The 23,428-nt window shown below is 69.2% G+C and carries 19 protein-coding genes and 1 pseudogene; 10 read left to right on the forward strand and 10 right to left on the reverse strand.

The features are described 5' to 3' along the window. Positions 1-57: 57 nt before the first annotated feature. The 4 genes and pseudogenes from FBY35_RS37720 to FBY35_RS10880 form a co-directional block, all read right to left on the reverse strand. Positions 58-414 carry a hypothetical protein gene (locus tag FBY35_RS37720; protein ID WP_399208367.1) on the reverse strand — a complete coding sequence of 119 codons (357 nt, stop codon included), beginning with the start codon at positions 412-414 and terminating at the stop codon, positions 58-60. Positions 415-511: 97 nt separating this feature from the next. Further along, positions 512-802 (reverse strand): annotated as a pseudogene (locus FBY35_RS37725) (NAD(P)-binding domain-containing protein); the annotation flags it as partial. A gap of 47 nt (positions 803-849) precedes the next feature. Then, entirely contained in the window at positions 850-1,281 is a 432-nt protein-coding gene (locus FBY35_RS10875) for a protein-tyrosine phosphatase family protein (protein WP_142213595.1), read from the reverse strand. A 173-nt stretch (positions 1,282-1,454) separates the two neighbouring features. Then, a complete protein-coding gene (locus FBY35_RS10880; protein ID WP_260848579.1) occupies positions 1,455-2,828 on the reverse strand; it encodes a cation:dicarboxylate symporter family transporter in 1,374 nt (457 codons plus the stop codon). Positions 2,829-2,951: 123 nt separating this feature from the next. On the opposite strand from FBY35_RS10880, the gene FBY35_RS10885 reads away from it, so the two are divergent. The 7 genes from FBY35_RS10885 (at position 2,952) to FBY35_RS10915 (ending at position 10,221) form a co-directional block, all read left to right on the forward strand. Continuing rightward, entirely contained in the window at positions 2,952-4,559 is a 1,608-nt protein-coding gene (locus FBY35_RS10885) for a sensor histidine kinase (RefSeq protein WP_142213597.1), read from the forward strand. Positions 4,560-4,589: 30 nt separating this feature from the next. Further along, positions 4,590-5,282, forward strand: coding sequence for a response regulator (locus tag FBY35_RS10890; protein ID WP_142213598.1), 693 nt, complete (start codon positions 4,590-4,592; stop codon positions 5,280-5,282). A 90-nt stretch (positions 5,283-5,372) separates the two neighbouring features. After that, complete coding sequence (locus tag FBY35_RS10895) at positions 5,373-6,734, forward strand: ABC transporter substrate-binding protein (RefSeq protein ID WP_142213599.1); 1,362 nt, start codon at positions 5,373-5,375, stop codon at positions 6,732-6,734. Then, the gene (locus FBY35_RS10900; protein ID WP_186356906.1) at positions 6,731-7,597 is read left to right on the forward strand and encodes a carbohydrate ABC transporter permease; all 867 of its coding nucleotides are present in this window, start codon (positions 6,731-6,733) and stop codon (positions 7,595-7,597) included. The genes FBY35_RS10895 and FBY35_RS10900 overlap by 4 nt, the downstream gene beginning before the upstream one ends. Further along, positions 7,597-8,421, forward strand: coding sequence for a carbohydrate ABC transporter permease (locus FBY35_RS10905; protein WP_142213600.1), 825 nt, complete (start codon positions 7,597-7,599; stop codon positions 8,419-8,421). The genes FBY35_RS10900 and FBY35_RS10905 overlap by 1 nt, the downstream gene beginning before the upstream one ends. A 199-nt stretch (positions 8,422-8,620) precedes the next feature. Then, complete coding sequence (locus FBY35_RS10910) at positions 8,621-9,232, forward strand: helix-turn-helix transcriptional regulator (RefSeq protein WP_142215006.1); 612 nt, start codon at positions 8,621-8,623, stop codon at positions 9,230-9,232. A 350-nt stretch (positions 9,233-9,582) separates the two neighbouring features. Beyond that, a complete protein-coding gene (locus tag FBY35_RS10915; RefSeq protein WP_142213601.1) occupies positions 9,583-10,221 on the forward strand; it encodes an HAD family acid phosphatase in 639 nt (212 codons plus the stop codon). A gap of 107 nt (positions 10,222-10,328) precedes the next feature. On the opposite strand, the gene FBY35_RS10920 is transcribed toward FBY35_RS10915, so the two are convergent. Then, positions 10,329-11,354, reverse strand: a complete 1,026-nt coding sequence (locus FBY35_RS10920) for an ATP-dependent 6-phosphofructokinase (protein ID WP_142213602.1) — start codon at positions 11,352-11,354, stop codon at positions 10,329-10,331. 262 nt (positions 11,355-11,616) lie between these two features. Between FBY35_RS10920 and pta the strand changes: the two genes are divergently transcribed. The 3 genes from pta (at position 11,617) to pyk (ending at position 16,456) form a co-directional block, all read left to right on the forward strand. Next, positions 11,617-13,728 carry a phosphate acetyltransferase gene (gene pta, locus FBY35_RS10925; RefSeq protein WP_142213603.1) on the forward strand — a complete coding sequence of 704 codons (2,112 nt, stop codon included), beginning with the start codon at positions 11,617-11,619 and terminating at the stop codon, positions 13,726-13,728. Then, entirely contained in the window at positions 13,725-14,951 is a 1,227-nt protein-coding gene (locus FBY35_RS10930) for an acetate kinase (protein ID WP_142213604.1), read from the forward strand. The genes pta and FBY35_RS10930 overlap by 4 nt, the downstream gene beginning before the upstream one ends. Before the next feature lie 74 nt (positions 14,952-15,025). After that, on the forward strand, positions 15,026-16,456 hold the full coding sequence (pyk, locus tag FBY35_RS10935) for a pyruvate kinase (protein WP_142213605.1): 1,431 nt from the start codon (positions 15,026-15,028) through the stop codon (positions 16,454-16,456). Positions 16,457-16,612: 156 nt separating this feature from the next. Here the strand turns inward: pyk and FBY35_RS10940 are convergent, their stop codons facing one another. The 5 genes from FBY35_RS10940 to FBY35_RS10960 form a co-directional block, all read right to left on the reverse strand. Beyond that, positions 16,613-16,921 carry a hypothetical protein gene (locus FBY35_RS10940; RefSeq protein WP_142213606.1) on the reverse strand — a complete coding sequence of 103 codons (309 nt, stop codon included), beginning with the start codon at positions 16,919-16,921 and terminating at the stop codon, positions 16,613-16,615. Further along, positions 16,918-17,223 carry a hypothetical protein gene (locus FBY35_RS10945; protein WP_142213607.1) on the reverse strand — a complete coding sequence of 102 codons (306 nt, stop codon included), beginning with the start codon at positions 17,221-17,223 and terminating at the stop codon, positions 16,918-16,920. The genes FBY35_RS10940 and FBY35_RS10945 overlap by 4 nt, the downstream gene beginning before the upstream one ends. Before the next feature lie 257 nt (positions 17,224-17,480). Further along, a complete protein-coding gene (locus FBY35_RS10950; RefSeq protein WP_142213608.1) occupies positions 17,481-17,891 on the reverse strand; it encodes a hypothetical protein in 411 nt (136 codons plus the stop codon). 26 nt (positions 17,892-17,917) lie between these two features. Then, positions 17,918-22,396, reverse strand: coding sequence for a polymorphic toxin type 27 domain-containing protein (locus tag FBY35_RS10955; protein ID WP_142213609.1), 4,479 nt, complete (start codon positions 22,394-22,396; stop codon positions 17,918-17,920). Positions 22,397-22,414: 18 nt separating this feature from the next. Continuing rightward, positions 22,415-23,311: a VCBS repeat-containing protein gene (locus tag FBY35_RS10960; protein WP_142213610.1), complete on the reverse strand. Its 897-nt coding sequence runs from the start codon at positions 23,309-23,311 to the stop codon at positions 22,415-22,417. Positions 23,312-23,428 lie beyond the last annotated feature (117 nt).

Raw genomic sequence — 23,428 nt, forward strand, 5'->3', positions numbered from 1 at the left:
AGCGGGCAACCGGAGAGTCCATTCGGCCCAAGGACCCACAAGGCCCAAGGGCACGGGCTACCCGGTGACCGCCTCGTACGTGCTCGCCCAGTCGTCGGGGCCGTGGCCCTTCGCGATCGCCCGGTCGGCGACCGCCTTGATGGACTCCAGCTGCGAGACGTCGAGCCCGCGGGTGCGGGCGGCATCCAGGATGTGCTCGACGCCCGCGGCCATCATGCCGAGGTTGGCCTGGGCTCCCGGATGGCTGCCCGCATCGATGTTGGCCGCCGTGTACTCCGCGATCGGCGGCAGGATCTGGACGATGGTGTTCATGTACGGGGCGAGGTCGGCGGCCTTGACCCCGCCGGCCTTGGCCAGCGCGTACGCGTGGACGAGGCCCGAGATGCCGCCGTAGAAGAAGTCGAGCGGTGGCAGCTTCGCGGGAGCGCTCGGGCGTGTCCGAGGTGAGGTTGACCAGGACGCGGTCGGCGAGCGGGGCGAGGATCGCGGCGGACGCGTCGTGGTCGACGACGCAGACCACGGTCAACTCGCTTGCGCGTACGGCCTCTTCGGCACTCGGCGCCCGGACCGCGCCGCGGGTGACCAGTTCTTCGCCGGTGCCCGGGGAGCGGTTCCAGACGGTGGTGGGATGGCCTGCGTCGATCAGGGCGCCGGCGAGGGCCCGGCCCATCGCGCCGAGGCCGAGGACGGTGACGGAAGTCAGTGGGGTGTTGGTGGTTGACATGTCGGCCATGCTTGTTCGCCCGCGTACTCCCCGACAAGTACCGACAAATAAGTCAGGTACCAACCAAAGGGTAACCATCCAGCTACGGCGAGCCTGGCCTCGTCGGGCGGCGCCAACTACCCCGGTCAGTCCGCGAAACGGCGAACGTAGCGCCGCTGCCAGGGGGTTTCGACGGCGCGGGGATCGTAGTTCCGGCGTACGAAGTCCACCGCCCGGCCGGACGGCACCCCGTCGAGAACGGCGATACACGCCAGTGCTGTCCCGGTGCGCCCGCGCCCGCCGCCGCAGGCGATCTCGACGCGTTCCTCCGCGGCCCGCTCCCATGCCTCGGTGAGAACCGCACGGGCCTCGGCCGGACTGCTGGGCAGCCGGAAGTCCGGCCAGCGCAGCCAGCGAGCCTCCCAGACGACGGCGGGCGGCGGCTTCCCCAGCAGATACACGCCGTACGCGGGCACCGGCCCGGCGGGAAGGGGGCGCCGAAGCCCCCGCCCCCGGACGAGCCGCCCGGAGGGAAGCCGCAGAACACCGGGGTCGGTCGGCTGCCAGGTCTCGGTCACCTGCTCACCGTATGTGCTGCGGCCCGGTGTTGGCCGGCCGTACGCAGAGCAGGGACCGGCGCCCCGAGCGCGCCGGTCCCTGCTCCTGCCGGACCTGAAGGTGATGCCCACGGAATGTCAGGACCGCATAAGTGCCAGGCCCTCATGCTCCAGGCCTCATGGATGCCGGGCCTTCAGACCTTCGCCGGCACCCCGTCGTCTTCGCGCGGCTCCGGCACACCCGCCTCCGGTGCCGGCACGGCGCCACGTGCCTCGTCGTCGAGCAGGGTCTTCTCGTCGAACGGGACCCGCCCGGCCAGCACCTGCTCGACCCGCGACGTGTCGATCTCCTTGGTCCAGGTCCCGACCAGCATCGTCGCCACCGCGTTGCCCGCGAAGTTGGTCAGGGCCCGCGCCTCGCTCATGAAGCGGTCGATGCCGACGATCAGGCCGACCCCGTCGACCAGTTCGGGACGGTGCGACTGCAGGCCGCCCGCCAGCGTAGCCAGGCCCGCGCCGGTGACGCCCGCCGCGCCCTTGGAGGCGACGAAGAGGAAGAGCAGCAGCGCGATCTGCTCCCCGAGCGACATGGGGTTGCCCATCGCGTCGGCGATGAAGAGCGAGGCCATGGTCATGTAGATCATGGTGCCGTCGAGGTTGAAGGAGTAGCCGGTCGGAACGGTGATGCCGACCACCGGCTTGCTGACGCCCAGGTGCTCCATCTTCGCGATGAGCCGCGGGAGGGCGGACTCGGACGAGGAGGTGGACAGGATCAGCAGGAACTCACGGCCCAGGTACCTGAAGAGCGTGAAGATGTTGACGCCCGCGACGATCCGCAGCAGCGCGCCGAGCACGATGAAGACGAACAGGAAGCAGGTCACGTAGAAGCCGAGCATCAGGACGGCGAGGCTCTTGAGAGCGTCCAGTCCGGCCGACCCGGTGACGGCGGCGATCGCACCGAAGGCGCCGATCGGCGCGGCCCACATCACCATGGCGAGGATGCGGAAGACGAGGCGCTGGATGTGTTCGACACCGCGCAGCACCGGCTGCCCGGCCGAGCCCATCGCCTGCAGCGCGAACCCGGCGAGCAGCGCGACCAGCAAGGTCTGCAGAACCTCGCCCTCGGTGAAGGCGGAGACGATCGTGGTCGGGATGATCCCGAGCAGGAATTCCGTCGTGTCCTTGGCCTCCGCCGAGACCTGGCTGTGGCCCGCGTCCTTGACCGCGTCGGTCAGCGCCAGACCCTCACCGGGCTGGAGGATGTTGCCGACGACCAGTCCGATGCCGAGCGCGACCATCGACATGACCAGGAAGTAGCCGAGCGCTATGCCACCGACGGCGCCCACCTTGGCGGCCTTGCGTACCGAGCCGATGCCCAGCACGATCGTGCAGAAGATGATCGGCGAGATCATCATCTTGATCAGGTTCACAAAGCCGGTGCCCAGCGGCTTGAGCTCGACGGCGAACTCAGGGGCAGCCAGGCCCACGGCGATGCCCAGCACCACCGCGATGATCACGGCGATATAGAGATAGTGCGTACGGTCCCGCCTGACGGCTCCTGTAGCCACGGGGTCCTCCTTGTTCGAATTCATCCATGTCCCTATGGATGCCGTGACTATCGCCCACCCTGTGACCCCGGTCACCCTTACGTTCTTTTCGTTCACGCAATTTCGGCCAGGCAGACTGGGTCCATGCGCATACCCCGCCCCCGCAGCCTCGCGGGCCAGCTCTTCGCGATGCAGGTCGTGCTGGTCGCCGCGATAGTTGCGGGCTGCGCGCTCTTCACGTACATCACCGACCGTTCCCAGGCGGAGGAGACGGCGCGCCGCCAGTCCAGGGCCGCCGCCACCGCCGTCGCGCGTTCACCTTCGGTGGTCGCCGCCGCGCGCTCCGCGCATCCGACCCGGCAGCTCCAGCCGTACACGGAGCGGCTGCGCCGTGACGCGGGCGTCAACTTCGTCGTGATCATGGCTCCGGACGGCACCCGCTGGACACACCCGGAGCCGGGCGAGATCGGGAAGAAGTATCTGGGGAGCATCGACGAGGCGCTGAAAGGCAAGATCTACAGCGAGAAGCATCTGGGCACGCTCGGTCCTTCGGTACGGACGGTGGCGCCCGTCTACGACCACGGGAAGATCACCGGGCTCGTCAGCGCGGGCATCACCATCGAGAAGATCAGCGAGCAGGTCAGCAAGCAGGTCGCCGCACTGCTCGGGGTCGCGGGCGCGGCGCTCGCGCTGGGCGGTCTCGGTACGTACGTGATCAACGCGCGGCTGCGGCGGCACACCCACGGCATGAACGCGGCCGAGCTGAGCCGGTTGCACGACTACCACGAGGCCGCGCTGCACGCCGTGCGCGAAGGGCTTGTGATGCTCGACGGCCGGCGGCGGATCGCCCTCGTGAACGACGGGGCCCGGGAACTCCTCGGACTCGACGAGGACGTGGTCGGCCGGCCGGTGGACAGCCTCGGCCTGCCCGCGCCGCTCACCGGAGCGCTGCTGTCGGCTCAGCCGCGGGTCGACGAGGTCCATCTGACCGCTGACCGCGTCATCGTCGTGAACACCAGCCCGGTCGTCGGCGGCGAGCAGCGCGGGACGGTGGTCACGCTGCGGGACCACACCGAACTCCAGTCGCTCTCGGGCGAGTTGGACTCCGAGCGGGGCTTCACGCAGGCGCTGCGCTCGCAGGCGCACGAGGCGGCCAACCGCCTGCATACGGTCGTCTCGCTCATCGAACTCGGCCGCGCGGACGAGGCGGTCGAGTTCGCCACGGCGGAGCTCGAACTCGCGCAGGCCCTGACCGACCGGGTCGTGGGCTCGGTCGGCGAACCGGTGCTGGCCGCACTGCTGCTGGGCAAGGCGGCGCAGGCCAACGAGCGGGGCGTGGAGCTGGTGCTCGCGGAGGACAGCCGTATCGACGACGGCCTGCTGCCGCCGTCGCTGTCGGCGCGCGACCTGGTGACGATCCTGGGCAATCTGATCGACAACGCGGTGGACGCGGCGTCGGAGGCGGCGGCCACGCGCTCGCTGCGCGCCCGGGTCACCGTGACGGTCCGCGCGGACCTGGACGAACTGCTGCTGCAGGTCACGGACACGGGCGCGGGAGTCGACCCGGCGGACGCGGACGAGGTCTTCCGCCGCGGCTGGTCCACGCACGGCGCGGGCCGCGGTCTGGGCCTGGCCCTGGTCAAGCAGGCGGCACACCGCAGCCGCGGGACGGTGGGGTTGGCCGAGGGCCCGGACGGCGGCGCGGAGTTCACCGTACGACTGCCGCTGCGACCTGCGGAGGTACGCGCATGAGCCGGAGTGCGCGCCGCGCGAGGTGGCCCGATGACTGACGCCGCCACCCCCATCCGCGTCCTCGTCGTCGAGGACGACCCCGTCGCCGCCGACGCGCACGCCCTCTACGTCGGCCGTGTCAGAGGCTTCGCCGTCGCCGGGGTGGCGCACTCCCGGTCCGAGGCCGTGCGCGTCCTGGAGCGGACCGCGGTCGATCTGCTGCTGCTCGACCTGTATCTGCCCGACGGGCACGGGCTCCATCTCGTACGGTCCCTGCGCGCGGCAGGCCACTCGGCCGATGTCATCGCCGTCACCTCGGCCCGTGACCTCGCGATCGTGCGCGAAGGAGTGTCCCTCGGGGTCGTCCAGTACGTCCTGAAGCCCTTCACCTTCGCCACCCTCCGCGACAGGCTCACCCGGTACGCCGAGTTCCGTGCCGCCGCCGGGGAGGCCAGTGGCCAGGACGAGGTGGACCGGGCGCTCGGCGCGCTGCGCGCGCCCCAGGGCGGCGGGCTCCCCAAGGGCCTCAGCGCGCCCACGCTCGCCGCGGTCACCCGTACGCTGCGCGATTGCGCCGCCGGGCTCACCGCCACCGAAGCCGGCAGTGCCGTTGGCATCTCACGGATCACCGCACGCCGCTATCTGGAACACCTGGTCACCGAGGGCCGGGCGGCGCGCAGCCCGCAGTACGGTCAGATCGGGCGGCCCGAGCTGCAGTACCGATGGATCACTTCCAGCCGCTGAACCGGTGTGCCCTGCACGGGCATTGACCTTGCCGACGGGCCGGACCTACGGTCACCGGGCAGCCCCTGTGGCTTCGAGGAGGTCGTGCCCGTGCGCCCCACCGCCCCACTCGTCCTCGTTCCGTTAGCCGCTGTCGTCGCAGCAGCCGCCCTCACCGCCTGCGGCGGCAGTTCCGGCAGCGACCCGGACACCATCAAGGTCGCCTACAACCGTTCCACCGACAACAAGGTCCGTTTCAAGGACGCCTTCCTCGAGTCGGTGAAGAAGCAGTTCGAGAAGGACCACCCGGGCAAGAAGGTCAGACTCGTCCCCATCCAGGCCCCTGACAACGACTACGCCACCAAGGCGCAGCAGATGATGCGCTCCCCCAAGACCGCGCCGGATCTGGTCTACGAGGACACCTTCCGCATCAACTCCGACATCAAGGCCGGGTACCTGAAGCCGCTGGACGACTACCTCCCGAAGTGGAACCAGTGGAGCCGGTTCGTCGGGACGGCGAAGTCCGCGGCCAAGGCGGAGGACGGCAGGACGTACGGCATCCCGGACGGCACCGACACCCGTGGCCTCTGGTTCAACAAGGAGATCTTCGCCAAGGCCGGCCTGCCCGCCGACTGGCAGCCGAGGAGCTGGGCGGAGATCCTCACCGCGGCCCGTACCGTCAAGCAGAAGGTCCCGGGCGTCATCCCGCTCAACGTCTACACCGGCAAGGGCCCCGGCGAGGCCGCGGTGATGCAGGGCTTCGAGATGCTGCTGTACGGCACCGGCGCCGACCCCCTCTACGACCCGTCCGCCAAGAAGTGGGTCACGGGCGGCAAGGGTTTCCGGGACGCCCTCGGCTTCGTGCGGACGGTGTACGGGGAGAAGCTCGGCCCGGACGTCTCCGACGCCCTCGACCCCAACATCGGTACGCGGGTGGCGACGGAGCTGCTCCCGGAGGGCAAGCTGGCGATCGACCTGGACGGTTCCTGGATGGGCCAGCACTGGCTCGCATCGGGCGCCAAGCCGTGGCCCCGGTGGAACACGACACTGGGCCAGGCGCCGATGCCGACGCAGAACGGTCAGGCGCCGGGCAAGGTGTCCATGTCGGGCGGCTGGACCTGGGCGATCCCGCAGAAGGCCAAGAACCCGGATCTGGCCTGGGAGTTCATCACGGCCATGCAGACGCCGGCCAACGCGGTCCAGTGGACGATCGTCGACGCGCAGATCGCCGTACGCAAGGATGTCGCCGCCGACGCCCGGTATCTGAAGTCCATGCCGGGCATCGACTTCTTCACCTCTCTCGTGCAGTACACCCACTACCGTCCCGCGCTGCCCGTCTACCCGCAGGTCTCGACGGCGATCGGCGAGGCGATGGAGAAGGTGACGACGGGTGACGCCTCGGCGGCGGACGCGGCGAAGGAGTACGACGAGCAGCTGAAGACCATCGTCGACGGCGCGGTCACCACCAAGTGAGCAGCACGAGAACGGGGTTGGGGCGGTGGGTGCCGATCGCCCCCGCCACGCTCCTGCTGCTGTTCTTCCTGGCGGGACCGATCGGCTACTGCGTCTGGATCGCCTTCACCGACACCCAGTTGACGGGGGCGTCGGGGTCCGACTTCGTCGGCCTGGACAACTTCCGCCGGGCCTTCGCCGACGCCGGCTTCCGCAATGCGGTCCTGCTCACGCTCGTCTTCACCTTTGTCTCGGCGATCGTCGGCCAGAACACGCTGGGGCTCGCTCTCGCGGGCCTGATGCGTACGGCGTCCCGGCCTGTCCGTACCCTCACAGGCACCCTGGTGATCACCGCCTGGGTGCTGCCGGAGATCGTCGCGGCGTTCTTGCTGTACGCCTTCTTCCGCCGCGAGGGGACGCTGAACGCCCTGCTCGACTGGCTCCATCTGCCGTCCCAGAACTGGCTGTTCACGCTGCCGATCCTCGCGGTGTCGTTCGCGAACGTCTGGCGCGGCACCGCGTTCTCGATGCTGATCTACTCCGCCGCGCTCGCCGAGATCCCCCGCGACATCACGGAGGCGGCAGAGGTCGACGGGGCGAGCGGCCCGCGCCGCATCTGGCACATCACGCTGCCGATGATCCGCCGCTCGATCGGCACCAATCTGATGCTGAACACCCTCTCCACGCTCTCGGTGTTCGGGCTGATCTGGGCGATGACGCGCGGCGGCCCGGGCAATCGCAGCCAGACGCTGCCGGTGTTCATGTACGACCAGGCGTTCCAGAAGAGCCTCATCGGCTACGGCACCGCGGTGGCACTGCTGCTTCTGCTGGTGGGCTCGCTGTTCTCGGTCGTGTACCTGCGGCTGATGCGGGTGGAGGTGTGATGCGCCGGGCCACCCGCGCCCGGCTCGCCGCCGACGGCGCACTGCTGCTGACCGCCGCGGCTTTCGCGCTGCCACTGGTGTGGCTGGCGCTCTCCTCGGTGGACGCCGGGGCGGACCTGCGTGTGCGGGTTCCCTCGTCGTTCACCGCGGACAACTTCGACGCGGTGCTCACCGACGAGATCACCTTCACGCCGATGCTCAACAGCCTGCTGCTGTGCGGGGGTGCGACGCTGCTGACGGTGGTGTGCGCCGCGCTCGCCGCGTATCCGCTCTCGCGCCACCGCTCGCGCTTCAGCCGCCCGTATCTGCTGACGATCCTGTTCACGACATGTCTGCCGATCACGGCGGTCATGGTCCCGGTCTACGGCCTGTTCGTACAGGTCAATCTGATCGACACGACGTACGGGACCGGACTCTTCCTCGCCACCTCTCAACTCCCCTTCTCCATCTGGCTGATGAAGAATTTCATGGACGGCGTCCCGTTGGTCCTGGAGGAGGCGGCGTGGACGGACGGCGCGTCGTACCTGCAGACGCTGACCAGGGTCGTCCTGCCCCTGATGGGCCCGGGCCTGACCGTGGTGACGATCTACACCTTCATCCAGCTCTGGGGAAACTTCTTCGTACCGTTCATGCTGATCCTTTCCCCCGAGCAGATGCCCGCGTCCGTCTCGATCTTCACCTTCTTCGGCAACTACGGATCGGTGATCTACGGCCGGCTCGCGGCCTTCTCGATCCTTTACTCCGCCCCGGTGCTGGTGCTGTACGTACTGATAGCCCGCAGGCTGGGCGGCGGCTTCGCTCTGGGCGGGGCCGTCAAGGGATGAGTCCCGTCGTGTACTCGTGGACGGTCACGTGACGTTACCGAGAGGTAACGATCAGCTCGGACGTTCCTACGATAAGTCGCCCTGGGTGAACGCACCGTAGTCGCCGCCCCCTCCCGCCCCCTAGCGTGTCGGCGTGCACCCCAACCCGTCCCCACCCTTCAACGCTCCCGCCGCACGCCGACTGCGCGAAGCCCTCGGCATGGCCCCCGGTCATGTCGCCTACGGTCTTCGCGCCCAGTACGGGCTCCATGTCTCACCCGACGTCGTGGTCCAGTGGGAGCGGGGTCTCGCCACCCCCGGCACACGCGAACTGACCGCGCTCGCCGGGGTGTTGTGGTGCGCGCCGCACGATCTGCTCACCGAGGCGACCACGCTGCGCGAGCACCGGATGGCGCGCAGCCTCGCACCCGAAGAGCTCGCGCGCCTCGTCGGCATGGACGTGGGCTCGTATCTGCGCATGGAGGAGTCCGGCCGCTGGCGCGGCAACGAACGCCAGACCGCGGCGCTGTGCGACGCCCTCGATCTCGGCCCCCGTGAACTCCTGACGGCAACCGGCCGCGACGCGGACCTCGCGGAACTCCTGCGCGACGCGGTGAAGGCGCGCTGGCAGGCGTATGTACGCCCGGTGGGCAAGATGCTGCCGATGCAGCGGCAGCACCTCGAGGCCGTGCTGGAAGAGCTGCACTCCGCGTACCAGTCCCGGATGGTGGCGACGCTCGCGTGGGGCGCGACGACGCAGGACACGGGGGAGCCGGGGCGGGACTTCCTGGACAGGATCGTGGACCACTTCTGGGACGCGGCGCGGGTTTAGGGGTCTGTCGTTCGGATCTTGCCCCGGCGGGGCCGAAGGTGCGGCCGGGCCGGCATGGCAGCCCGTCCGGCGTTTGAGGGCATGCGGCCGAAGGACGCATGCCGGGGCGTGGGGCGGAGCCCCAGTTCGGGACGGGGGTACGTCCCACGGCCGCCAGGCCGTAGGGGGAGGGCGGGTGGGGGGAAACGTCCGCGCGGCGGCACCCGGCACCCGCGCCCCGCGCATCCCCGTAAGCAAAAAGCTACTTCTGGGTAGGGGGAATGCCTTCCTCCATCCACCGCGGTCTGCGACCATGCCGAGGCCCTCGCGCTTCCGCGCGGGGAACCGGACCCTCAGGAGTGAAACCCCCCATGTATGCCCGCAGTTGGACCACCCGCGCCGCGGTGACGGTCGCCGCGCTGGCCCTCACCTCGTCCGTGACCGCCACAGCGACCGCCGCGACCCCCGCCCCCACCGCGCAGCCGACGAGCACCAGCCGTCCGTTCCTCCCCGACGTCGACTACGCGACCTGGCAGCGCGACGTCTCGGCGGTAGTCGCCACCGCCCGCCCCTACGTCGAAAAGCGCACGGCAGGCGCCTCGGGCCGGCGGCTCGCGATGGTCCTGGACATCGACAACACCTCGCTGGAGACGGACTTCCACTACTTCTGGGAGTACCCGACCCCCGCGATCAAGCCGGTGCTCGACCTGGTCCGTTACGCCGACTCCCGCGGCGTGGACATCTACTTCGTGACGGCCCGCCCCGGCATCATCGCTTCGCTCACCTCGTACAACCTGGGGAAGGTCGGCTACCCGGTCGACGGTCTGTACGTACGCGACCTGCCCGACCTGTTCGAGCAGGTCAGCGCCTACAAGACCGAGAAGCGGGCGGAGATCGAGGCCAAGGGCTACACAATCATCGCCAATATCGGCAACAACACGAGCGACCTCGTCGGCGGCCACGCCGAGCGGACCTTCAAGCTGCCGGACTACGACGGCAAGCTGTCCTGACCCGGAACGCCGCAAGGGCCCGTCCGCCGGCCGTACTCCAACCGCGGTCGGCGGAGGGCCCGTTCACCGCTTCGGCAGGCGGATCAGAAGGCGGCTCTGCAGACGGCTCAGAAGACCGACTCCGCCTCGTACATACGGTCAGCGGGCACGGTCTTCAGCTGGGTGACCGCCTCCGCCAGCGGCACCATCACCACGTCCGTGCCGCGAAGCGCCGTCATCATGCCGAACTCACCGCGGTGCACGGCCTCCACCGCATGCCAGCCGAAGCGCGTGGCAAGGACCCTGTCGTACGCGGTGGGCGTGCCGCCGCGCTGCACATGCCCGAGGATGACCGGCTTGGCCTCCTTGCCGAGCCGGCGCTCCAGCTCCGCCGCGAGACGGTTGCCGATGCCCTGGAAGCGCTCGTGGCCGAACTGGTCGATCTCGCCCTTCTCGTACGCCATCGAGCCCTCGGCCGGGTGCGCGCCCTCCGCGACGCAGATCACCGCGAACTTCTTGCCGCGCGAAAAACGCTCCTCGACCATCTTCACCACGTCTTCGACCTGGAAGTGCCGCTCCGGCAGACAGATGCCGTGCGCGCCGCCCGCCATGCCGGACTCCAGAGCGATCCAGCCCGCGTGCCGTCCCATCACCTCGACGACCATCACGCGCTGGTGCGACTCGGCGGTGGTCTTCAGGCGGTCGATGGCCTCGGTGGCGACCGTGACGGCGGTGTCGAAGCCGAAGGTGCGGTCGGTGGAGGAGATGTCGTTGTCGATGGTCTTGGGCACTCCGACGACGGGCATCCCGGCGTCGGCGAGCATCCGGGACGCGGTGAGCGTGCCCTCGCCGCCGATGGGGATGAGCGCGTCGATGCCGTACTGCTTCGCCAACTCCGCGGCGCTCTCGGCGGCTTCACGCAGCCGGCCGCGCTCCAGGCGGGCAGAGCCGAGGATCGTGCCGCCGCGGGCGAGAATGCCACTGACGGCGTTGAGGCCGAGGGGGCGGAAGTGACCGTCGAGGAGACCCTTGAACCCGTCCTCGAAACCGATGACTTCATCGCCGTAGCCGGTCAGAGCTCGGTGCACAACCGACCGGATCACTGCGTTCAGGCCCGGACAGTCGCCGCCTGCGGTGAGTACTCCGATACGCATCGTGCTGTGTCTCCTGCTCGTCAGTGATACACGTGAGCCCAGGTTCGATTGTTCCACGGGCGCCGGGAACCCCACGCTCCAAGCCACTGCGCCTCAGGGCACTCGCGCCCCGCTCGTGGGCTTGTGGAACAGCCCTTGCCCGGCGGGCGCCCTACCTACCGCCAGAGGTATTGTCAAGAGGGCAAGGCCGCCCCGAGCGGCTTTTTTGTCAGTACCGCCTTTTGTATTTCCTGTACGCGACAGCATGGACGGGAGAGCACGCGTGACGCGCAGCGTGTACGTGACCGGGATCGACCGCTCGGACGGCCGGCAGGTCGTGGAGCTGGGAGTCATGGAGCTCCTGACCCGCCAGGTGGACCGGGTGGGCGTCTTCCGCCCCCTGCTGCACGATCGCCCGGACCGCCTCTTCGATCTCCTGCGCGCCCGCTACCGGCTCTCGCAGGACCCCGCGTCCGTCTACGGAATGGACTACCACGAGGCCTCCGCGCTGCAGGCCGAGCACGGCACCGACGAGCTGGTGTCCCGGCTCGTCGAGCGCTTCCACGAGGTGGCACGCGCGTACAAGGTCGTGCTTGTCCTCGGGACGGACTACGCGGGCACCCAGCTCCCCGACGAGCTGGCGCTCAATGCCCGGCTCGCGAACGAGTTCGGCGCCTCGGTGATCCCGGTCGTCGGCGGCAGGGGCCAGACCGCCGAGTCGGTACGGGCCGAGACCCGCAATGCCTACCGCGCGTACGAGGCCCTGGGCTGCGATGTCCTCGCCATGGTCGTCAACCGGGTCCGGCCGGAGGACCGCGAGTCGATGGCCGAGCGGCTGGCGGCGCGCCTCCCCGTTCCCTGTTACGCCCTTCCCGAAGAGCCCGCGCTCGCGGCCCCCACGGTCGCCCAGATCGCCCAGGCGCTCGGCGCCACCGTGCTCCGCGGCGACGACGCGGGCCTGGCCAGGGACGCACTCGACTTCGTCTTCGGCGGTGCGATGCTGCCGAACTTCCTGAAAGCGCTCACCCCCGGTTGCATGGTGGTCACCCCCGGCGACCGCGCCGATCTGGTGGTGGGCGCGCTGGCCGCGCACTCCGCAGGCACCCCGCCCATCGCCGGGGTACTCCTGACACTGAACGAGCGGCCGAGCGAGGAGATCCTCACGCTGGCCTCCCGGCTCGCGCCCGGCACCCCCGTCGTCCTGGTGCCCGGCAACAGCTTCCCGACTGCGACCGAACTCTTCGGCCTCGAAGGCAAGTTGAGCGCGTCCACTCCACGCAAGACCGAAACCGCGCTCGGCCTCTTCGAACGACATGTCGACACCGGCGACCTCCTGGCCCGGATCTCGGTGGCCCGCAGCAGCCGCGTCACCCCGATGATGTTCGAGCACGACCTCCTGGAGCAGGCCCGCGCCGACCGCCGCCGGGTCGTCCTGCCCGAGGGCACCGAGGAGCGGGTGCTGCGCGCCGCCGACGTGCTGGTGCGCCGCGACGTCTGCGATCTGACCCTGCTCGGCGACACCGAGGTCATCCGCAAGAAGGCCGCCGACCTGGGCATCGACCTGAGCGCCACCCAGCTGATCGACCCGGCGACCTCCGAGCTGCGCCGGCGCTTCGCCGAGCGGTACGCGCAGCTGAGGGCCCACAAGGGCGTGACGGTGGAACTGGCCTACGACGTGGTGGCGGACGTGAACTACTTCGGCACCCTGATGGTCGAGGAAGGTCTGGCCGACGGCATGGTCTCGGGCTCGGTGCACTCCACGGCCGCGACGATCCGCCCGGCCTTCGAGATCATCAAGACCAAGCCCGGGGGCACCTCCCAGGGCGAAGCCTCTGGGGGAGCCTCGATCGTCTCGTCCGTCTTCTTCATGTGCCTGGCCGACAGGGTCCTCGTCTACGGCGACTGCGCGGTCAACCCGGACCCGGACGCGGGGCAGCTCGCGGACATCGCCGTCCAGTCGGCGGCGACGGCGGCCCGCTTCGGCGTGGAGCCGCGGATCGCGATGCTCTCGTACTCCACGGGCACCTCCGGATCGGGCGCGGACGTGGACAAGGTGCGCGAGGCGACCAAGCTGGTGCGCGAGTCCCGGCCGGATCTGCGGATCGAGGGCCCGATCCAGTACGACGCGGCCGTCGAACCTTCGGTCGCGGCGACAAAGCTGCCCGAGTCCGAGGTGGCGGGCCGGGCGAGTGTGCTGATCTTCCCGGACCTCAACACGGGCAACAACACCTACAAGGCCGTGCAGCGCTCGGCCGGCGCCGTGGCCGTCGGCCCTGTGCTCCAGGGCCTGCGCAAGCCGGTGAACGATCTCTCGCGCGGCGCGCTCGTCAGCGACATCGTGAACACAGTGGCCATCACCGCCATCCAGTCCCAGGGTCAGGAGCTCCCGGCATGACCGCCACCCGCGTTCTCGTCCTCAACTCCGGCTCCTCGTCGGTGAAGTACCAGCTGCTCGACATGCGGGACAACTCGCGCCTGGCGGTCGGTCTCGTCGAGCGGATCGGCGAGGAGACCTCGCGTCTGGTGCACACCCCGCTCGGCGGCGGCGCCGAGAAGCGCGAACGCAACGGCCCCATCGCCGACCACGACACCGCGCTGAAAGTGATCGCCGACGAGCTGGCGCACGACGGGCTCGGCCTGGACTCCCCCGAGCTGGCGGCGATCGGCCACCGGGTCGTCCACGGCGGGCTGAGGTTCACCGCGCCGACCGTGATCACCGACGAGGTGATGGAGGAGATCGAGCGGCTGGTCCCGGTGGCCCCGCTGCACAACCCGGCCAACATCACCGGAATCCGTACCGCCCAGGCGCTGCGCCCCGACCTGCCGCAGGTCGCGGTCTTCGACACCGCCTTCCACACGACGATGCCGGAGTCGGCGGCGCGCTACGCGATCGACGTGGAGACGGCCGACGCGCACCGGATCCGCCGCTACGGCTTCCACGGCACCTCGCACGCGTACGTCTCGCGCAGGACGGCGGCCCTGCTGGGCAAGGACCCCTCCGAGGTGAACGTCATCGTGCTGCACCTGGGCAACGGCGCGTCCGCCTCGGCGGTGGCGGGCGGCCGGTGCGTGGACACCTCGATGGGGCTGACACCGCTGGAGGGTCTGGTGATGGGCACCCGCTCCGGTGACATTGACCCCGCGGTTACGTTCCACCTCAAGCGGGTTGCGGGAATGTCGGCGGACGACATCGACGAACTGCTCAACAAGAGAAGCGGTTTGGTGGGCCTGTGCGGCGACAACGACATGCGGGAGATCCGCCGCCGGATCGACGAGGGCGACGAGCGTGCGCGGCTCGCCTTCGACATCTATATTCACCGCCTGAAGAAGTACATAGGCGCCTATTACGCGGTGCTCGGCCGGGTGGACGCGATCGCGTTCACGGCCGGGGTCGGCGAGAACGCGGCGCCGGTGCGCGAGGCTGCCGTCGCGGGTCTGGAGGAGCTGGGACTCGCGCTGGACGCCGAGCTGAACGCCGCTCGCTCGGACCAAGCGCGAATTATTTCCGCACCTTATGCCCGAGTTGCGGTGGCCGTGGTCCCGACCGACGAGGAGCTGGAGATCGCCCGGCAGACATTTGCCCTGGTCACAGGTGTTTCCGCGACGGGTAACGCTTGAGCGGGACGCCGCCCATTTGTACATTCCACCAGCCGGAATATTCCGCGTCGAAACAAACCGATAGGATCCGCCTTATGCGCCGTTCCAAAATCGTTTGCACACTGGGCCCCGCCGTCGACTCCTACGAGCAGCTCAAAGCGCTCATCGAGGCCGGCATGAACGTGGCCCGTTTCAACATGAGCCACGGGACCCACGCTGAGCACGAGGAGCGGTACCACCGCGTCCGCAAGGCGTCCGAGGACACCGGCCACGCGGTGGGCGTGCTCGCCGACCTCCAGGGCCCCAAGATCCGTCTGGAAACCTTCGCCGAGGGGCCGGTCGAACTGGTCCGCGGCGACGAATTCACGATCACCACCGAGGATGTCGCAGGCGACAAGTCGATCTGCGGCACCACCTACAAGGGCCTGCCGGGCGATGTGTCCAAGGGCGACCAGATCCTGATCAACGACGGCAACGTCGAACTGCGGGTCGTCGAGGTCGTGGCCCCCGAGGTCAAGACGATCGTCGTCGAGGGCGGCGTCATCTCCGACCACAAGGGCATCAACCTGCCGGGCGCGGCCGTCAACGTCCCCGCGCTCTCGGAGAAGGACGTCGAGGACCTGCGCTTCGCGCTCCGTATGGGCTGCGACCTGGTGGCGCTGTCCTTCGTACGGGACGCGAGCGACGTCAAGGACGTCCACAAGGTGATGGATGAAGAGGGCCGCCGGGTCCCGGTCATCGCCAAGGTGGAGAAGCCGCAGGCGGTCGCCAACATGCAGGACGTCGTGATGGCGTTCGACGGCGTGATGGTGGCGCGCGGTGACCTGGCCGTCGAGTACCCGCTCGAGAAGGTCCCGATGGTGCAGAAGCGCCTCATCGAACTGTGCCGCCGCAACGCCAAGCCGGTGATCGTGGCGACCCAGATGATGGAGTCGATGATCACCAACTCCCGCCCGACGCGCGCCGAGGCGTCCGACGTCGCGAACGCGATCCTGGACGGGGCGGACGCGGTCATGCTGTCCGCCGAGTCCTCGGTGGGCGCGTACCCGATCGAGACCGTCAAGACGATGTCGAAGATCGTCGTCGCGGCGGAGGAAGAACTCCTGTCGAAGGGCCTCCAGCCCCTGGTCCCGGGCAAGAAGCCCCGCACACAGGGCGGTTCGGTGGCCCGTGCGGCCTGCGAGATCGCGGACTTCCTGGACGCCAAGTCCCTGGTGGCCTTCACCAAGTCCGGCGACACGGCCCGCCGGCTGTCCCGCTACCGCGCGGAACAGCAGATCCTGGCCTTCACGACGGACGCCTCGACGCGCAACCAGCTGACGCTGAGCTGGGGCGTGGAATCCTTCCTGGCACCGTTCGTGGAGACAACGGACGCGATGGTCGACCTGGTGGACGCGGCGCTGCTGAAGCTCCACCGGTACAACGAGGGCGACATCATGATCATCACGGCGGGGTCCCCGCCGGGGGTGCCGGGGACGACGAACATGGTGCGGGTGCACCATTTGGGCGGGGTGGACGCGAAGTAGTCCCGCCCGCTTGCGGAGACGACGAGGGCGGTACCCCCGATTGGCCGGGGCACCGCCCTCGCCCTGTTCGTTTCAGGTGGTGACCTCGATGCCCTCCGGCGTGGGCCGTACTCCCTGTCGGAATACGGCCCCACATTGGTTCAGGCGACCTGCCGCTCACACTCTGGCGTCGTCCCCGTCGTCGGGCACCGCCGAGACGATCACAGCGGTGGGCGGCGGTGGCTCCGGCGTATATACGTACGTGACGGTCAGGCCGGGCAGAGATTCACGCGGTTCGGTCCTCGTCACCCAGATCTCGGTGCCGCCTTTCACGACGCCGACCATGCGTCCGAGGCGCGGAGTCGCTTCCAGCTCCGCGCGGAGCTCATGGACCACGGCGGCGGCACGCCCACCCATCTGCTCGACGCGTTTGCGGGCCGCGTCGGTGAATTCGGTGATGACGCGCTGCTCTTCCTCCCCGGTCAACGCTCCCCCTGTCCCTTGCTCTCCTTGAGACCGAGCGCGAGCTCAATTCCTTCGGCGAGCGCTTCGTCGAATCCGGGGGAGCAGCGTGTCAGGACGTGCCCTCGGTAGGAGGCGATGATCTCCGACACCTCATGCAGATCGGTGTACTCGACACGCTCCAAGGTGGCCGCCAGCTCGGCCTCCATACGTGCCAGATCGCCCGGAAACCCCAGCCCGGCGGCGAGAGCCGCTCGGACCTCGCCGAGGGTCCGCATGGGGGGAGGCTCGACCGGCGCGGTGGGCAGTATGGGCTGCGTGGTCATACGGCTTCCTCCTGTACCAGACCGCCGGCGGCTGGTGCCCGCGCGTGCGCGGTGTAATCACCAGCTCATTACCCGCAAAGTACACCGAGTCCTGGCCGACATGCGGGCACTGCCGGCACAGGGCACCCGGAAGTGATCACCACCGTCGGCTCGCCATGGCTGGTCCAAGACCATTTGAAGCGGGCAGGTCCGGATACAGGTAGACGGCGAGGCGGTGCCCGGCCCGTGCAGACCGAGCACCGCCCTGGGCTACTTCGCTAGCCGACCTCACCCCACTGCGCCGGGTACGCCGGAGGCCACGGCTTGGAGAAGTCGAAGAGCGACTCCCGGTCCATCAAGGCGTACTCCGCTTCACGCCATGACGGTTGCCCGCCAACGACGAAGCTGCCGTCGTCGGGTGCAAGCATCCACGTCCACTCCGCGTCCTTCTCGGCGAGGCCGTGCCGCTCGCGCAGCTCGGCGAACTCGGCGGCGGTGGCCCTCCGGACGTGCAGGCCGTCGCGGTAGTAGGGCTTGAGGAACATCAGCTCCACATGGGCGATCCAGACCTCCACCCGTGTGGTCGTCTCGTCGACCGCTAGGGCCTCGCTCCACAGCATCAGTTGCCGGTGGGACGGCTGGAACTGGACGACCCGGAAGAGCCTTCTCCCGCTGACGTACTCCGTCACTGATTCCGTTCTTCCTGCAGGCGCCATCACGGGATCCAATCCGCTGGCGAGTTCTTGAACTCGTACGGAGCATTCTTCCAGTACCACTCGATCGACTCGAAGGTCCGCTTCTCGAGGAGCACCTTGACCCGGAGCGTGGCCATCTCCCACGCGGTGCCGTAACCCTCCCGGGTGGCCAGTTGCCAGTTGGGGCCGACGACTTCCTGACCTCGTTTGACGAGCATGGCCAGGGCCTCTTCGGCAGTGGTCGCGCCGGCCACGCCGTCCAAAGATACCGCCAGCCTGACCGTTTTGTTCTCGATGGCCGCCTCCACTCCGACCATCCACGCGGGTTTGCCGCCCGCTATCCCCACCGGTTTCGCGAAGGCGCGGCCGTTGAACGTCCGGCCCCCGAGGCTCGCGGCGAGATCATCCACCGCCGGGTTGATCCCGAGGAAGATGTGTTCCCCGTCCGCAACAAGGTCCTTGATCAGCGTTTCGAGGCACTCGTTGTGGACGAGGACGGGCGTCGAACCCGAGTACACGTAATACGTGTTGCTGCTCTCGACCTCGAAGTTGAAGACCCGCGTCTTCCCCTTGACCAGGGACGTGCTGAGCACCCGCTCGCTGGCACCAGCCTTCGTCTGGAATTCGTCACCGGCCCGCAGGTTGCGGGACTCCACCCAGCCGCGGTCCTGAACCCAGAATCTATGGGTGTCGGTGGCCTCGACCTCTCCCCCGGCCGTCTTGATCCGCACGAGCTGGTCCACCGTGCGGTCGAACAGCTTGAGGACCCTCTGCAGTGACTTCCGCCCTGTCACCTGATCGGTGGACCAGACCCGATCCCCCACCTTGATCTGCTCGATGGGTTTCGGACCGCTCTCTGTCGCGACCTTTGTGCCGGCCGGGAAGCATTTCCCAACGAGCGCCTCACCCGCCGCCCGCTCAAAGTTGGCGACCGCCGAAGCACTCAGCCCTGAGCCGCGCAGGCCCCAGATGGCTGTGCTCAACCGGGCTCCGTTCACCATCGCCATGCGCACGACGAATGCCGCCGCGACCGCCCGGAACAGCAGCTCCGGAATGATGATGCTGCCGGCGAGCCACAGGCAGCCGCTCAGCTTGAGGTGCGCGCAGTCAACGATGTCCTTGACCGCAGCCCAGGCCAGCGACTTAAGGACGGACTCGGTCAGCTCCAGCCCGTCGACGTGGACCTTGTCCTCGCGGAACGTAACGTCCAGCGGCGAGCTCGTGAGGTAGTCGCGCTTGATGCTGCTGCCGCAGTTCGGGCGCGAGACCCCCGGCAGCGGGCACGTCTCAAGATAGAAGTCCATCTCGCCGTAGACGTGGTACTCCAGATCGACCTCGCAGCCGATCTGGCCCCCACTGTGGCTACCGACGCAGTCGCTCTTGGGATTGATGTCGACCTTGGAGTCGTCGCTGGGGCGCATCACGACGCCGTCGACGCCTGCCGGGCCGCTGCCGGACCGCTCCTGCTCCTGCTGGGCCTCAACCTCAGCCGTCTGTGTGCGGATCGCCGCTTGCGCAGCCTCCACCGCCAGGTTGCGGGCGTTCGCCGCAGCCGCCTCGGCCGTGGTCGCGTCCCGCTCGGCCTGGTCGGCGACACCGCGTGCCGTGCTCGCGTCCGTCTCCGCCGCAGTGGCCGCACTGCGGGCAGAGGCGGCATCCCGCTCGGCGTCAGTCGCGGCAGCATCGGCTTGCGAGGCGTAACTGCCCGCTGAGTCGGCCGCGCCTTGTGCGCCCTCGGCGTCCTCGGTGGCCTGCTGGTTGTACGCGACGGTGTTGGCTTCGGACCTCTTCGCTGCCTTGGCCGAGGCATCCGCCGCGCTGGCGGAGGCCTGAGCCTGCTCCGCCGACTTGGCGGCATTCGCCGCAGAGCCCGCGGCACTGGCTGCCGCCTCCGCCGCCGCCTTGGCGTCCGCGCTCGCCTTTGCGGCCAGCTCCTTCGCCAGGGCCGCAGCCTTCGCGGCCTGCTCGGACTTGGCCTTCGCAACCGCCGCCTGTTGCTCGGCCGCGGTCTTCGCGGCCTGCCCGGTCAGTACGGCCAGGCCGGCCGAGGAGTCCGTTTCCTTGTACGGCGAGCCCAGCTCGATGGCGTCGTTGGCCGGCTTGACGACCTGCGCCGCCGAATCACGGGCGGCCGTGGCCGCCTGAGCGGTGGCGTACGCGTAGCCCGCGGTACGGATTGCGTCGGCACCGGCCAGCACGGCCTCCGAACGGGCCACGACCGCATGCCCCTTGGCCTCAGCTGCCTTCTGCTTGGCGGTCTGGGCCTCCGCCTTCGCTGTGATGGCATTCCACTTCGCCGCGTCCGCCGCGTCGATGGCGTCGGCGGCCGCCGCGTGTGCCTTCTTCACCGATGCCTCGGTGATGGCTACGTCTCGCTTCGCACCATCGGCCGCCGCCTGGGCACGCTTGGCTGCGCCATCCGCACGGGTCGCCGCGGCACGGGCGTTGGTCGCCGCCTCGGTCGCGTCGTCGGCCGCGGACCGGGCAGACGTGGCAGCGGCAGTAGCATTGTTCGCCGCGGTACGTGCCTTGGTGGCGGCCGCACGGGCCTCGATTGCCGCTTCGGTCCCCTCCACGGCTGCAAGGAGTGCCTCCGCGGCTTCGGCCTTCGCGGTCAGGGTGTCCCGCCTGCGCTCGGCCTCAAGGGCTCCGTTGCGAGCCGTCCTCGCCCTGCCCTCGGCCGCCAGCGCGTCGTCCTTCTTGCTCGCCGCGGTGGCTCCGGCACTCTGTGCCGCCGCAAGCTGGTCCGCCGCGACCTGCCGCTCGGACTGCGCCTTGGTCTCGGCAGCCGCGGCCTTTCCGCGCTCGGACTCCGCCAGTTCCTTCTGGGACTTGGCGTAGTCGCGCTCGGCCTCGGCCTTGGCCCGCTTGGCGGCTGCGTCTGCGGCCGCGGTCTTCGCGGTCTGCTCCGCTGCCTCGGCCCTGAGCTGGGCAGCCTTCGCCTTGGAAGCGTTCTCGGCGGCCTTGACCGCCTGTGCCGCAGCACCGTCCGCGGCGGCCTTCGCCTGGACGGCGGCCTCCTCGGCGGCCTTGCGGCGGAACTCCGCCTTGGCGGCGTGAGCTTGGGTCATCGCCAGCGCGTTGAGGGTCTTGGCATCGGCCGCGGATGCGCGCGTCGCGTTCAGCGCGGTCTCGGTGGCCTTGGCCGCGGCCACCGTGGCCGCGGCCGAAGCCTTGGTTATCTGGGCTGCCTGCTGCCCGTACATCAGACCGCGGCCGCGCGGCTGGCCCGCGGCGTCGGCGACGGCGTACGCCTCGGCCTGCGACTTGTCGACCTTCGCTTCCTGGGCCTTGGCGTCGACGACGGCGCGGGAGGTGACGTACAGGCGGCCGGTGGCGCGCGCCTGCGCGTTGAGGATCCGCTTGTTCACCTCGGCGAGCGTGGCCGCCGTCGGGTAGTCGGTGTTCTTGGCAGGGTCCTGCGTCGTCCAGTACGCCCGCCACTGCGTGAGGCGACTGGCGATCATCGACTGGCCGAGGGCCTCACCCATGGCCTGAGACGCCGTCTGCAAGGCCTTGTTGGCCTGCGCCTCGGCGGTCATGATCGTCTCACGCTGAGCCTTCTGGCCCGTGAGCTCGTTCTGCCACTCCACGGAAGCGGTGGCCGCCTCGGCGCCGAGGACCTTGTGCGGGTCGTACGGGTTGTGGCTGGCACAAGAGGCGAAGCGCGCCTTGAGGTTCTCGACATCGATCCGGAACTCCATCGAGTCCGGGTCGGGCGCCGTCGTCGGAAACCCGCCGTTCTGAAGGAAGATCCGCGCGTCATCGGCGTACATGGGGTGCATGAACGTCATGCCCTCCCACGCCTTGCGGTCCTCGTACGTCTCGTAAACCGCCGGGTAGTACCGCGTGGTGGCGATGGAGGTGACCGCGTCGACGGACTCCTTGCTCGCCGGAGGCGTCATGTCCTCGTAGAAATCACCCTCCGAGGTCCAGAACTGGTCTGCGATCCAGCCAGTGAGGCCCGTCTGCCAGAAGATCGTGCCTTGGTCGTCGCCGGGGTTACCCGGAGGCTCATAGTCGTAGCCCGGGACGTCCCAGAACCCAGGGAAGCTGCTGAGCTGGTCCTGCCATGCCTTCTGGCGCCCGGGGTTGAGCTCGTGCAGCTTGTCGAGGGCGTGCTGGTGGTCCTTGTCGTACGCAAGGGAGAGCGGGGTGGGGTCCCAGTAATCGGAGGCTGCCGCCGCGTGCAGCTCCTCGTCGGTACCGGCGAGGCCCCCGCGGGCGATCGCCTTCATCTCTGCGCCGCCCTTGCGCAGGATGTAGTTGAGGCGGCACTGGTCCTGGCGGACCTTGGCCGCCTCTTCCAGGTTGAAGCCCTCGGGAACGTCCTGGGCGTCGGTCGCCGCGGCATTGAGGAAGTCGGTGTCAGCGGGCGGGGTCTGCAGCCCACTGCCGGAAACGGTGACGGCCAGCGAGGTGGCCAGGGCTGTGGCGGCCAGAAGTCTCGACCATCTGCCGACTCTGCGGCGTCTGGGCGGATGTGCGTTGCTGCTCATGCCAGTTCAGCCGTCCTGTCAGAAGAGCGTGTCGAAGGAGCCCCAACCGGAGGTCCCGATCTGGACCCGGGGGGCGAAGGGAGCGGTCGCGTTGCCGGTGCCCTTGAAGAGCCACAGCGAGCCGGCGCTGTCGCTGGCGATGAGGTCGGTCTTGCCGTCGCCGTCGTTGTCGCCGCTGGAGACAATCGACTTGTACGCTTCCCAGCCTTTGCCGACAGTGATCCGGCTGCCAAGTGCCGCGTCCTGTGCGGCGTTTCCGGTGCCGGGGTAGATGTAGAGGGTTCCGTCGGTACCACGAGCGATCAGGTCGGCCTTACCGTCACCGGTGTAATCGCCGCGTCCGGCCAGGGCGTTCATCCCGTTCCAGCCGGCGGTGCCGATGCGGATCCGCGCCACCAGGGAGCCGTCTGCCTTGCCCTGGTAGAGCCAGAGCGTGCCGTCGGTATGACGGGCGACGATGTCGGGATCGGTGGCGCCGCCCATATTGCCTACGGACACCAGCAGGCTGTACTGGTCCCAGCCGCCGCCGATGACCTTGCTGTCGTTTCCGTGTTCGGCGGTGTAGTAGAGCGTGGTACCCGTGCGGTGGTACAGGTCGTTGCCGGTGCCGTTCTCAGAAACGTTGGCCTGGACGAAGGCGTTCACCTCGGCCCAGCCGCCGCCCATGTCGACGAGGGGCTTGACCCCACCGGTGCCCTTGGGCTCGTAGTCGTAGAGACGGCCGGCCTTGCGGCCGAAGAGTGGGAACATCACAGGGCCCGGGGCAGCCTGGGTGGCCTGCGCGGCCGCGTTGTCCGCCCGGTCGTCACGGAAGGGCGGCGCCGCCCTGGCCACGAGGACGGTGGTTATCGCGATGGCGAAGCCCACCGCATAGATCACCGCCCGGCACACCGGGCGGCTGAGATGTCTGAACATGAATGTGGAGGGTCCTCACAGGAGTTACCTGCGCGGGCACATGGAGGGTCGCTGCACAACGGCCGCCCCCCGACGCCCGCGCGCCGGGTCATGCGACCACAGCGTGATCACCCTAGA

The organism is Streptomyces sp. SLBN-118, from assembly GCF_006715635.1.
Lineage (GTDB): Bacteria > Actinomycetota > Actinomycetes > Streptomycetales > Streptomycetaceae > Streptomyces.